This is a genomic window from Micromonospora sp. NPDC005173, assembly GCF_040608515.1.
Taxonomy (GTDB): Bacteria; Actinomycetota; Actinomycetes; order Mycobacteriales; family Micromonosporaceae; genus Micromonospora.
Map to the genome: position 1 here is coordinate 395,193 of NZ_JBEXIK010000002.1, position 12,563 is coordinate 407,755.

At 73.4% G+C, this 12,563-nt stretch carries 9 protein-coding genes; 7 read left to right on the top strand and 2 right to left on the bottom strand.

Annotated elements, in window-relative coordinates:
• The first annotated feature begins 46 nt into the window (after nucleotides 1–46).
• Genes ABZV00_RS04920 through ABZV00_RS04940 form a run of 5 tightly spaced genes read left to right on the top strand, consistent with a single transcriptional unit; the run spans nucleotide 47 to nucleotide 7,729 of the window.
• Nucleotides 47–3,433 (top strand): ATP-binding protein, encoded by a 3,387-nt coding sequence (locus ABZV00_RS04920; RefSeq protein ID WP_355601908.1) that lies wholly within the window; start codon nucleotides 47–49, stop codon nucleotides 3,431–3,433.
• A gap of 1 nt (nucleotide 3,434) precedes the next feature.
• Entirely contained in the window at nucleotides 3,435–5,390 is a 1,956-nt protein-coding gene (locus tag ABZV00_RS04925) for an MFS transporter (protein ID WP_355601910.1), read from the top strand.
• The gene (locus ABZV00_RS04930; RefSeq protein ID WP_355601912.1) at nucleotides 5,387–5,944 is read left to right on the top strand and encodes a hypothetical protein; all 558 of its coding nucleotides are present in this window, start codon (nucleotides 5,387–5,389) and stop codon (nucleotides 5,942–5,944) included. The genes ABZV00_RS04925 and ABZV00_RS04930 overlap by 4 nt, the downstream gene beginning before the upstream one ends.
• Nucleotides 5,941–7,116: a M23 family metallopeptidase gene (locus ABZV00_RS04935; RefSeq protein ID WP_355601914.1), complete on the top strand. Its 1,176-nt coding sequence runs from the start codon at nucleotides 5,941–5,943 to the stop codon at nucleotides 7,114–7,116. Before ABZV00_RS04930 ends, ABZV00_RS04935 begins: the two co-directional genes overlap by 4 nt.
• 13 nt (nucleotides 7,117–7,129) lie before the next feature.
• Nucleotides 7,130–7,729 (top strand): hypothetical protein, encoded by a 600-nt coding sequence (locus tag ABZV00_RS04940; RefSeq protein WP_355601916.1) that lies wholly within the window; start codon nucleotides 7,130–7,132, stop codon nucleotides 7,727–7,729.
• A 2-nt stretch (nucleotides 7,730–7,731) separates the two neighbouring features.
• Here ABZV00_RS04940 and ABZV00_RS04945 read toward each other — a convergent pair whose 3' ends face one another.
• Complete coding sequence (locus ABZV00_RS04945) at nucleotides 7,732–8,289, bottom strand: hypothetical protein (RefSeq protein WP_355602027.1); 558 nt, start codon at nucleotides 8,287–8,289, stop codon at nucleotides 7,732–7,734.
• A 194-nt stretch (nucleotides 8,290–8,483) separates the two neighbouring features.
• Here ABZV00_RS04945 and ABZV00_RS04950 point away from each other — a divergent pair, with 194 nt between their 5' ends.
• Complete coding sequence (locus ABZV00_RS04950; RefSeq protein WP_355601917.1) at nucleotides 8,484–11,045, top strand: FtsK/SpoIIIE domain-containing protein; 2,562 nt, start codon at nucleotides 8,484–8,486, stop codon at nucleotides 11,043–11,045.
• 28 nt (nucleotides 11,046–11,073) lie between these two features.
• Complete coding sequence (locus ABZV00_RS04955; protein WP_355601919.1) at nucleotides 11,074–11,781, top strand: hypothetical protein; 708 nt, start codon at nucleotides 11,074–11,076, stop codon at nucleotides 11,779–11,781.
• Between the two features lie 112 nt (nucleotides 11,782–11,893).
• Here ABZV00_RS04955 and folE read toward each other — a convergent pair whose 3' ends face one another.
• The gene (folE, locus tag ABZV00_RS04960) at nucleotides 11,894–12,559 is read right to left on the bottom strand and encodes a GTP cyclohydrolase I FolE (protein ID WP_355602028.1); all 666 of its coding nucleotides are present in this window, start codon (nucleotides 12,557–12,559) and stop codon (nucleotides 11,894–11,896) included.
• Nucleotides 12,560–12,563 lie beyond the last annotated feature (4 nt).

A 12,563-nucleotide genomic window follows, 5' to 3' on the forward strand; every position in this document is an offset into this window, starting at 1 on the left:
GGCGTACGCCGATCAGTCCGTCGCACGACGCGGGTGAGGCGGTCGCATGAGTCGCTCTTCCACGCCGGGTCCCCCGGCCGGCCGTCCGGCCGTACCGGGAGGTCACCGTGCGCAGTCATTTGACTACGCCGAATCCGAGGATGAGGTGGCGCTCGATCCCGCGCTGGTGACCTCGCCCGGGCACGGCGCGGTCGGCGTCTTCCAGGCCCCCCGGCCGGTGCCCCGCCGGACACCGCCCGCCGAGCCCAGCGCGGTGTCGGCCGGCGAGAACGCCGACATCGACTCCCCGTTCCTGGACCTCTTCGGCGCGTCCCGGCCGGGCACGGCGCGAGCCGTGCCGGCCGGCCCGGCCACCCGGGAGCAGCCGGCGATCCCGCAACAGCCGCCCGCCGCCACGCCGACCCATCCGGCCCAGCGGGTACCGGATCGGGCACCCGAACCGGAACCACGGTGGACACCCGACGAGCCCGCCAGCGGCGGGCGGCCTGTCGAGTCGCGGCGCGGGGCCGGCAAGCCCGCCATCGAGTCCCGGGTGCCGCACCAGGCCGGCGACCGGCTGCCGATGCTCCACCCCCCGACCGAGCCCAACCCGGCTACCGCGGGCACCTCCGCGTCGTCGACCAGCGGTCCGGCGACCTGGCCGCCGACCAGCACCGCGCCGGAGGACCGGCCGCCAGCACCGACTGGGTCGGTCAGCGCCGGGCCGGCGGATCGGCCGGCCCTGGAGCGCGCACCGCGCCGCGCCGCCCGGACCGGCTCGGCCCTGCCCACGCCGGTCGGTGCCGAGCCGACCGGGCGGGAGATCGCCGCACCCCGCCAGCGCGCTGCGAGCCGGCCTGCCCAGCCGACCCGGGTCCGCGCACCGAAGATCAAGTTCGGGGACCGCGACCCGTCGGTCGAGCTGGCCATCACCGAGATCGCCGGCCACCTGACGTTCACCCCGAACACCGTCACCGCCTGGTACTGGCTGCCCGAGGTGCGCTGGGCCTTCCGGCCGGACGCCGAACGCGAGGCGCTGCTGTCGGCGATCTCCGAGCAGTACGCCGGCCTGGCCGGCTTCCGGCTGCACCTGCGCCGCACCACCCGTCCGTTCCCCGCCGACGAGTGGGCACGGACCATCGACGCGCACACCCCGGCACCGCTGCCCGACGTGCCCGGCACCGCCGGCTGGGCCGACCACCTGGTCGCCGCCCAGCGGCACCTGATGGCGGTCAACCATGCCGAGGGACAGACCTACCTGGGCGTCACCTTCGCCCGCCGGTCGCTCGGCGACTCGCTCACCGAACGGTTGCTACGCACCTTCGGTCGCGGCACCGCCGACGGCGAACGCCGCAAGCTGGGCCGCACCGTCGAGCAGTTCGACGAGGTGCTCGGCGCGTTCGGCATGCGCGGCCGACGCGTCACCGCACAGGAGCTGGAGTGGCTGCTCTACCGCTCGGTGGCGCTGTGCATGGCACCGCCGGGCCGGCTCTCCCCGGTGACCGACGGGCGCTGGGAGCGCGGCGACCTGCTCGCCATGACCGAACAGGTCGAGCGCTACCGCACCCCGTACGGCTCGACGGTGAAGCTGGTCAACCGGATGACCGGCGAGGAACGGCACGTGGCCGTGCTCGCCGTCGGTCGGATGGAACCCCTGGAGATCCCAGAACGGCACGAGCCCTGGCTGCACTTCCACGAGCGGCTGCCCTGGCCGATGGAGATCTCCACCCGGGTCGACATCCTCGGTTCCAACGACTCGTTCCGCAATCTCGAACACCGGCTCCGCATGATCCGTTCCCAGCAGCTCGACTACGCCGAACACGGCATCGACGCGCCGCCGGAGCTGGAGCGGCTGGCCAAGCGGGCACTTGTGATCGGCGATGAGATGACCACCGGGCTGCCGGTCGACTCGGCCCGCGCGCACGGCTGGCACCGCATCGCGGTCGGCGGCCGCACCCGGGAGGAATGCCTGGAGCGGGCCCGTCGGCTCATCCAGCTCTACTCCCGGGAGCTGCGCATCTCGCTCCAGCACCCGAAGAACCAGGACTGGCTGGCCCGCGAGTTCATCCCCGGCGAGCCGATCGCCAACACCGGCTACGTCCGCCGGATGCCGGTCCCGCTGCTCGCCGCCGCGCTCCCCCAGGCCGCCTCAAACGTGGGCGACCGGCGGGGCGACCTGATCGGCCGGACCGCGGGCACCTGCCGCCGCCCGGTCTTCCTCGACCTGCACTTCCCCATGGAGGTCCGGGAACGCTCCGGGCTCGCGGTCTTCGTGGCCGAGCCGGGCGGTGGCAAGTCGACCCTGCTCGGCGCACTTGGCTATCTCGCCGCCCGGCGGGGCGTCCAGGTGACCCTGCTCGACCCGTCCGGGCCGCTGGCCCGGCTCTGCGCCATGCCCGAGCTGCGGCCGTACTCCCGGGTGTTGAACCTGACCGGCTCGGAGCACGGCACCCTGGCGCCGTACTCGCTCATCCCGACGCCGCTGCGCAGCGAGTTCGGCGCCGGGGCCGCCGGCGACCGGGAGTTCGAGATCGCGGTCTCCAACGCGCGGGCCGAGCGGCGGATGCTGGTCCAGGACATCTGCATGATGCTCGTGCCGCCTCAGGTGGCCCGGGAGGCGTCCACCGCCACCCTCTTCCGGCACGCGGTCCGCCAGGTGCCCGCCGAGGAAACCTCCACCATGGACGACGTGGTGAGCTGCCTCGGGCGGCTCGACGACGACGCCGGCAAGGAACTGGCCAACCTGCTGCTGGACACCGCCGAGATGCCGCTGGCCATGCTCTTCTTCGGCCGGCCGCCGGAAGGGCTGCTCGGTGCCGACGCGGCGCTCACGGTGATCACCATGGCCGGGCTGCGACTGCCCGACCTCAAGATCGAACGGGAGTACTGGTCCGCCGAGGAGTCGCTCGCCCTGCCGATGCTGCACACCGCGCACCGGCTCGCCGTTCGCCGCTGCTACGGCGGGTCGATGTCCTCCCGCAAGCTGGTCGGCCTGGACGAGGCGCACTTCATGGAGGGCTGGCGGTCCGGGCGTTCGTTCCTGGTCCGACTCGCCCGGGACTCCCGCAAGTGGAACCTGGCCGCGCTGGTCGCCTCGCAGAATCCGCGCGACATCCTCGGCCTCGACGTCCAGAACCTCGTCTCCACCGTCTTCGTCGGCCGGATCGCCGAGGACGCCGAGATCGCCTCCGAAGCGCTGCGCCTGCTGCGGGTGCCGGTCAACGACGGGTACGAAGCCACCCTGGCCTCGCTCTCCGCCGCCGACACCAGCTCGTCCAACCGGCTCGGCTTCCGCGAGTTCGTGATGCGGGACGTCGACGGGCGGGTGCAGAAGGTCCGGGTCGACGTCTCGTACGTCGAAGGGCTGCTGGACCACCTCGACACGACGCCCGCCGCGATCGCCGCAGCGGCCGGAGTGCTGCCGAGCATCCCCCTGCCGGATCTGGAGGCGTGACATGGCGAGGGCCCGGGCACGGATCGCAGCGTTCCTGCTCGCCCTCGGCGTACTGGCCGGGGCGTCCCTCACCTGGCCCCTGATCGGCGCGGAGGCGGCAGCCGCCGCCCCGCCGGCCGCCCAGGCCCGCGCCGACCTCTGCACGACCCCGGAGTGGCAGGCGGACTTCCGGGCCTGCGTGGCGAATCTCAAGGAGGTCAGCGAAACCGAGATCACCTGCCGCAACGCGCCGACCCCTGGAACGCCGGACTCCGGGCTCGCCGGCTGGTTCGCCGGCCGGCCGGACTCCGCCAAGCAGCCCGGTCCGAAGGGGCTCTACAGCGACTACGGCTACGCCGGCTACAGCTATCCGACCTACGACATCCCGGGCGGGTGCGCATCGTCGGTCCTGCATCCGGATTACAAATTCACCACGACAGTCGCGAACGGCGAATTCATGATCGCCACCGCGATCGTCGGCGCCTCGAACGCGCTGCGGGAGCGCGCCTGGGACCCGCGCTCGATGTGGGGCTGGGCCGATCCCCTGGTCGAGCAGGCGACCAAGGCCGTCTACCAGAAGGTGTTCAGCGTCTTCGGCATCGTCACGCTCTGCGTGGTGGGGCTCTACCTGCTCTGGCGCTCCCGCCAGTCGGACATGAGCAACGCCATGACTACCGCGGGCTGGGCTCTGCTGGTCATGGTCGCGGTCACTGCGCTTGCCGCCTGGCCGGTCAAGTCGGCGAACATCGCGGACGGCACGCTGATCACGACGCTGGGCGTGGTGCACGACGCCGTCGGTCCGGCGGCCCGGGACACCCCACCGGACCGTTGTGCCTTGCCGAATCCAGACGCGTGTGTCGACAAGCGGCCGCCTGCCGTGCGGGCCAGTGACACCGCCGCCGAGGCGATGCTCTACCGGAACTGGCTACGTGGCGTGCTCGGCTCGGCCGACAGCGAGACCGCCCGCAAGTACGGTCCGGCGCTCTACGACGCCAAGGCGCTCTCCTGGGAGGAGGCGGAGAAGCTGCGCGCCAACCCGGCCACCCGGGACGCGACCATCAAGGCCAAGCAGCAGCAGTGGGCGCGGGTGGCGCAGCAGATCCAGACCGAGGACCCGGAGGCCTACGAGTACCTCCAAGGGGTGCGGGACATGGACCGGGTCGGCGCCGGCTTCATCGCGGTGCTGGCGTCGCTGCTCTTCGCGATGTTCGACCTGACCGCGTCGCTGCTGGTCCTGCTCGGCTTCCTGATCTTCCGGTGGGCGGTGATCGCGGCACCCATTCTCGGCACCGTCGGCCTGCTCCGCCCGGCCAGTGCCGGGTTGCGGCGGCTGGCGAACGCCGTGGTCGCCGCGGTCTTCAACATCGCCATCTTCGGCACCGGGGCGGCCATCTACCTGTTCGCGGTCGACTTGATCATGAGTACGCCGACCCTGCCCGGCTGGCTCCAGGTGGTGCTGGTCTGGCTCTGCGGGGTGGTCGGCTGGCTGCTGCTGCGGCCCTACCGACGGATCACCCAGCTCGGCGGCAAGGACAGCAGCGAGGCGGTCAGCTCGGCCGGGTCCTGGCACCGTCGGTTCTTCCGGGACATGCGGACGGCGGCGCGGCTGGACGTGGCAGAGCCCGGTGGCACGGCGGAGCCGGTGGGTGGACGCCGTCAGTCGCCGGTCGCCGAGCGGACCTCGCTGCGGCCGGAGGCGCGGCAGGAAGACCCGGGCTCCGTGCCGACCCGTCCGGCCGACGGCCAGCGCACCGGCGCCGGGCGCCCGGACGGTAAGGAGCGCGCGGACGAGGCGCCAGCGGAGGAGAACGGTGGCCGGAGCCGTCCGGTCGCGCCTCAGCCCCGTCGCCGGCAGCCGGCAACCTGGACCGAGCCGGACGTTCCGGCCGAGAACCCGTCCTTCGTGGTCTACCGACCGGGCTCCGCCGATCGTGCACCGGACCGCCCCGGCCCCCGGGTGCGCTCAGAGGCGCGGTGACGGCGATGCGACGTGCTCTGGAGTTTCTGGCCACCCGCGCGCTGCGGTCCCGGCTGGGGGTGGCGCTGGTCATCGCGGTGCTCGTCCTCGGCGTGGTCGGGGCGGCCCGGCTGGTCTCCGGACCCGGCAATCCGACGGACGGATTGAGCAGCCGACCGAACCGGCCGATCACCACCGTTGATCCCATGGCCGGTGACGACGGTGCGATCTCCACCGACGCTCCGCCGTCACCGGTCACCCGGCCCGGCGACCGCACGCCCGAACAGACCGCCGACCGGTTTGCCGCTGCCTGGCTCGGCCGCCCCGGAATGACCGCGGAGCAGTGGCAGACCGGCCTGCGTCCGCTCTCCACCCCGGCGCTGACCGAGAAGCTGGCCGGCGCCGAGCCCGGCGGAGTTCCGGCCGAGGAGGTCACCGGACCGCCTGCGGTGCAGTCGCGCACCGAGACGTTCGTCGAGGTGCTGCTGCCCCTCGACACCGGTCGGCTCCGACTGGAACTGATCGCCGCAGACGGCGGTTGGCTGGTCGACGTTTTGGACTGGGAGCGCCCATGAACGACGGCAGCGGCTCCGCCGCCCTCCGCCGACCGCTACGGCTCGGCGTTGTCGCTTCGGTGCTGACCGGGGTGCTGCTCCTGCTCTGCTGTACCGGCGGGACCGCGGCCTTCTTCCTCAGTGGGCTCAGCGGCGACGCGGAGGATGGGGACACGCTGGCCAACGAGGACTGCGGTCCCGTGCGGCCCGTGAACATCACCGGCAAGCTGCCACGGTTCACCGAGTACGGCGATGCCCAGGTCCGTAACGCCGCGATCATCATCAAGGTCGGCCAGGACATGGGCGTGCCCTCGCGGGGATGGGTGATCGCCCTTGCCACCGCGATGCAGGAGTCCGGCCTGCGCAACCTGGCGAACAGCGGCGTGCCGGAGTCCCTGGCCCTGCCGCACGAGGGCGTCGGCGCAGACCACGACTCGCTGGGCCTGTTCCAGCAGCGGCCGGGGTGGGGCACGGTCGCCGAGCGGATGACCCCCTCGTACACGGCCCGCAAGTTCTACGAGAAGCTCGTCGGGGTACGGGGCTGGCAACGTCGACCGCTGACCGCAGTCGCGCAGCAGGTCCAGATCAGCGCCTATCCGGACGCCTACGCCAAGCACGAGGAGCTGGCCAGCCGGATCGTGAACGCGCTGTCCGGCGGCGCGGCCCGCACCATCGAAATCAACGGCAAGGCGGTGTGCGACGCGGCCGAACGCGGTCAGATCGCCGCCTCCGGCTGGACCGCCCCGATCCCTGGTGGGGTCGGCTCCGGCTTCCGGACCGCCCAGCGGCCCGGCCACAACGGGGTCGACATCGGGGCAGCCAAGGGCACCGAGATCCGGGCTGCTGCCGCTGGTCGGGTACTGGTCTCCCAGTGCGACCCGGACGACAGGGGCCGGCTCGACTGCGACGTGGATGGGTACCCCGGCAAGGGCGGCTGCGGCTGGTTCGTCGATCTGCTGCACGCCGGCGGCTACATCACGCGGTACTGCCACATGGTGGTCCAGCCCCGCGTGCAGCCCGATCAGATCGTGGCGGCCGGCGAGGTGATCGGCCAAGTGGGCAGCAGCGGCAACTCCTCCGGTCCGCACCTGCACTTCGAGGTGCACCTACGCAACGACCGGACCAGCCGTGGCGCTATCGACCCGAACCAGTTCATGCGCGGGCGGGGTGCCCCGCTGCGCCGCCCGGCATGAGGTCACCGAAGGCATGAGCGGCCCCCTGCCGGATCCGTTCGCCGACCAGCCTGACTGGGCGCCCCGGCCACCCCGACCACTGGCGATCGTGCCCGCCACCGAGCGGGTGGACCTGCGCGGACGGCGGGTGCTGGTCGGGCTGCCGGGGCTGGGCTGGCGGGGTGACCTGCGCGCGGACGACCGGGTGGTCCAGGGAGCCCGGACCTACGTCCCGGTGATCCCTGAGCACGAGTGGTACCGGGCCGAGGCTGAGCAGGTCGAGGTGTTCGCACCACTGGTACCGGTGGATCGGGTCTGGGTGGAGACGGTCGGCGAGCGGACCAGCCCGGACGCCAGTCAGGGCACCGGCATCCGGCTGGTCTCGCTCGACGGCCCGGCCCACCGGTCCCCCACCCCGGTCTTCGAGGCGGACGCGGTCACCGGGCGCCGGGTGGTACACGTCGAGGGCGCCCTGGAGCACCGCGACCTTCGCGCCGTCACCGAGACCTACTCTGGCGCCGAGGGGGACATCTGTGTCCGGATCACACCCGAGGTGGAGTGGTACCGCTGGGCCTGGCGTGGCCAGTCACCCACCACCCTGGAGGTTCCGGTCCATCTCCTGTGGATCGAATGACGTCAGCCAGCTCGCGTCCCGCCACAGACCCGCCAGCCGTCATCTAGCCGAGTGTCGAACTGCCAGGGCTGTCGGTCACTCTGGTTGATCCCGTCCACGAGGGCAGAAATAGTCAAGGTGACCTGGACAGCAGCGGAGTTGCCCTGCTTCTGAACGTCAAGGCTTCCCCAACTAACCGAGATGGTGACCCCAAACCGCTCTTCACGCGCGAGTAGATCGGCTCGCAGCAAACGGAGCGCCTCCAACTGCACCCCGCTCTGACAGGTGAAGAGGTCGGCTCTCGTGTCGTTGCGATCCACAAGGAACGCACGTAGGTAGTTGTCCACCACCACGTCCGGTGAGCTGCGGTCGGGGGCGGAGGCGCGGTCGTACAGCACGTAGCCGGTGATGACAGCGCCGATGGTGAGCAGAGCGAGCACCCCGGCGACCACGGTGAGCACGGTCCGCATCCGGCGGCGTGGCGGCTGAGGCGCCGGCGCGGCCGGAGCCGGCGGCAGCTGCTCGGACGGCGTCCGCTGGGCCGGTACGCGGGAGACCTGGGAACCGGCGGGGGGCTGCACTGATTCCACCTCCTGACGCTAACGGCTGGACGGCCCGGAGCCAATGCCTCAGATCCAGCGGATCGTGACGGACCCCTCCCCACTGGTGACATCCCCGACAACACCGGCGCACCGCCGCGGCACCTCCCGGAGCAGCGGCCCCGGCTGGGATACCGTCTCTGATCGGGAGGGGTTGCCAACCTCGGGCAGAGGGGGTGGATGCGGTGGCCGGTCCGAAGGCACGCACGACCCGCGCCGCAGCCCTGCACCGCCGGGCGGCGGCCGTCGCGACTGCCGCCGCCGGCATCCTCGACGAGACCCGACCTGCTCCGGCCGATCAGCGCCGCCAGTACGAGGTGGCGGACCGGCTGCGGGTGGTGGCGGCGCAGTTGGCTCCGGGCTGGTCGGGTGCCGCCCTGGACTCACTCACCGTGGATTTTCCGGCCGGTGACGGCCCTCCGCCCTTTGTTCGGGTCGGCACGGCGGCACCGCTGGACGACGCCCGTTTCCCCGCGCTGGTGCCGCTGTTCGGCACTGGCCACCTGTGCGTGGACACCGACGCCCGGGAGCCACGGGTGGCGGGGCTGCTGCGGGCCGTGCTGCTGCGGTCGCTGGGCGCGGCGCCGGCGGGTGCTCTGCTGGTACGCGCGGTGGACGCCACCGGTGCCGTGCTCACCCCGTTCGGGGCGCTGGCCGATGCCGGCCTGCTGCCGCCGCCAGCGGTGGACGTGGCCGGTCTGCGCGCGGTGCTGACCGAGGCAGAGCAGTGGGTCACCCCGGGGGCGAGCGGGCCACGTCGACACGACCGGACGCTGCTGCTGGTGGTCGCCGCGCTGCCGGAGCGCACCGGCTCGACTGACCTGGCACGGATTGAGGCGCTGGCCGAGCAGGGGCCGGCCGCCGGGCTGCACCTGGTGGTGGCCGGCTGGCCTCCCGCTGGCCCGTACGCGGCCCGTCCGCCACTACCGCACGCCACTCCGCTGGTGTTGCGCAACGCGTACGCGCTGCTCGGCGATCCACCGGGAGCATCCTTCGCCAGCCCCGGCACCGATCCGCCGGGCGGGCTGAACTCGCCGGTCTTCGTCGAGGCGGACCCACCGGTCGACGTGGTGGACGCGGTCTGCCGGCGGCTCGCCGCGCAGGTGGAGGCGGGCTCCCGGTTGGCCCTCGCGGATCTGCTACCGGCGACGGGTGAGCAGCTCTGGGGGTCGGATCCGACGGACGGGTTGACCACCACGGTCGGTGACGCCGGGGGCCGGCAGGTGCCGCTGGGCTTCACCGAGTTGACCCCGCACTGGCTGGTGAGCGGCCGGTCCGGGGTGGGCCGCGCCGCGTTCCTGACCACCGCGCTGCTCGGGCTGGCGGCCCGGTACGGCCCCGACGACCTGGCGCTCTACCTGGTGGATCTCGGCGATGGCGAGTCCTTCGTGGAGTTTCTCCAGACCGAGCGGGACCGGTCCTGGATCCCGCAGGTGCGGGCGGCCGCGATGGCCGCCGACCGGGAGTACGTCCGGGACCTGCTCGACCAGTTGACGGCCGAGGTCCAGCGCCGGGCGGACGCTGGCGGCCGGGCCGGTGGGCAACGCTTCGCGGAGTTGCGCCAGCATCGGCCGCTGCCCCGGATCGTCTGTGTGCTGGACAATGTGCCGCTGCTCTTCGCCGAGCGGGACCGGCTGGCCACGGAGATGGCCGCTCAGCTGGACGGGTTGGCCCGCACCGGCCGGGCGTACGGCGTCCACCTGGTGCTGGCCGGCGCGGGCGAGTTGGGGCTGAGTGGCCGCGCGGACGCCGGGCACCGGGATTCGGTGCTGGGGCAGTTCCCGGTGCGGGTGGCGCTGCCCGGCGGCAGCCCGGTGCTGGAACCGACCAACGACTCGGCGGCCGGCCTGCCGGTGGGCAGCGCGGTGGTGAACACCGCGGGTGGGCTCGGCGGCCCCCGAGGGGCGACCCGCGGTCACGAACGGCTGATCCGCCACCCCGACCCGCAGGACCACCCGGAGGTGGTGGAGCGGCTGCGGCACGAGTTGTGGACGGCCCGAGCCGCCGGGTCGGTGCCGCCGGTGGTCTTCGCCGGGTACGCCCGGCCGCTGCTCGGCAACGATCCGCGACACCGGGCGGCGTTGGCCGGGCAGGCACACGGGCCCGCCGCGCTGCTCGGCAGGGCGGTGGACGTGGCCCGTTCGACGGTCGCCGTACCACTTGGTCCGGCTGCCGGGCGCAACCTCGCGGTGCTGGGATCGGGCTCGGCGGCGGGTGGCCTGCTGGCGACGGCGGCCCGGAGCACCGCCGACCACCATCAGCCGGGCACCGCCCGGTTCCTGGTGGCGGCACCGGACCCGGGCGCCCGCCCGCTGGCGGAGGCGCTGACAGCCGAGCTCGCCGCCCGGCATCCGGCCACCATGGTTGACCTGCCAACGCTGCTCGCGGACGCGGACGGGGAGCTCCCCACCTACCTGGTGGTCTTCGGGCTTGACCGGCCGGGTCCCCGGGAACTGCCGGTGGACCGGCTGCGCGCACTGCTGCGGGACGGCCCGCCGGCGGGTCGGCACCTGCTGGGCTGGTGGCGTGCGGTGCCGCCGTTCGCCGCGCTGCTGGAGCCGGAGGGAGAGGTGGACAAGCTCGCCGCCGTGGCCGTACTGGACGTGCCGGCGGCCCAGCTCACCGCGGTCTTCGGTCGGCCGGTGGAGTGGCGGGCCCGCCCCGACCGGGCGGTGCTCTGGGACGGTCCGGATGAACGGGGCACCGTCCTGGTGCCGTTCGCCGATGAGGCCGGGTGATCCGGTGGTGCGCGCGGGAGGTGCCGGGATGGGTCCGGACGCGACGGTGACCGGGCCGGGGCGGCAGCGGACCGCCGAGGCGGGCGGGGCCGGCGCCGAGCCCGCCACGGCCTGGTCGGAGTACCTCGCGGCCGCCCGGCAGCTGGATGGGGTACGCCGCAGCGCGGCCGCCGCCGCCGGTGAGCAGGCCCGCTCGGCCGAGGCCGCCCGGGAGGAGTTGACGGTGATCCGCACCGGGCTGGCGAGTCAGCAGGAGCGGCTGCGTGAGTTGGGCGTACCGGCGATCTCGCTTGTGCCGTCCCCACCGGAGCTGACCGAGGCCGCCCGGTCGATGGCCGGCGGCCCGGCGGCGGTGCTGGCGGCGCTGCGAGCCGCGCGGGGTCGGGCCGAGGCGGCGGACGCGGCGCTGGCCGCACGCGGCCGGCTCCGCCCGGGGTCCTGGCCCGCGCGGGCCCGCAACCTCCTGGTGTACGGGCCACTGGCGCTGCTGGTGCCGCTGATTCAGGTCGTGGTGTACGCGGCGACCGGCACTGGCGCGGCCACTGTGGCGGCGTTGATCTGTGGGCTGCCGATGCCGGCGGTCGCCTTCGTCGCCGGTTGGGTGGGGATCGGGCGGATGTTCCGGGCCGGCCCCGGCGAGCGGCTGGACCGCACACTGCGCTTCGGCGGGCTGGTCTGCCTGGTGCCGGCGGTGCTGGTCACGGCCGGCCTGTTGCTGGCCCTGCTGGCCGGCTGACCCGCCAGCGGGGGCCGGGAAGACGGACTGGTCCGGGAGGACTAGGCGATCTGGGAGACGGAACGGCCGGCCGCCCCCCGGAAGGGTCGGCCGGCCGGTGGTGCGTCCGGAGTCAGCGGGGGATGATCAGCGCCATCGCCTCGGCCCGCGACTTGGAGTCCGTCTGCAGGATGCCGCGCACCGCCGACGTGATCGTCTTGGCGCCCGACTTCTGGATGCCCCGCATCGCCATGCACATGTGCTCGCACTCCAGCACGACCACGACGCCACGCGGGGCGAGCTTGTTCATCAGCAGGTCGGCGACCTGCGAGGTGAGCCGCTCCTGCACCTGCGGCCGGCGGGCGAAGACCTCGACCAGCCGGGCCAGCTTGGACAGGCCGGTGATCCGTCCGTCCGGGCCGGGGATGTAGCCGATGTGCGCGCTGCCACGGAACGGCAGCAGGTGGTGCTCACAGAGGCTCATCACGTCGATGTCGCGGACGATCACCAGCTCTTGGTGGTTGGCCTCGAAGGTGGTGCTGAGCACCTGGGCCGGGTCGACGCGCAGGCCGGCGAAGAGCTCGGCGTACGCCCGGGCGACCCGGGCCGGGGTCTGCTGGAGCCCGTCACGGTCCGGGTCCTCGCCGACCGCGATCAGGATCTCCCGGACCGCCTTCTCGATCCGACCCAGGTCGACCGCGTCCTCGACCGGCCTGCCGGTCAGCTTGCCGCTGATCAGCCGGGCGGCCACGTAGTCCAGCCCGTCGTCGCCGTCGGGCTCGGTCGCGGAGACGGCCAGCTCC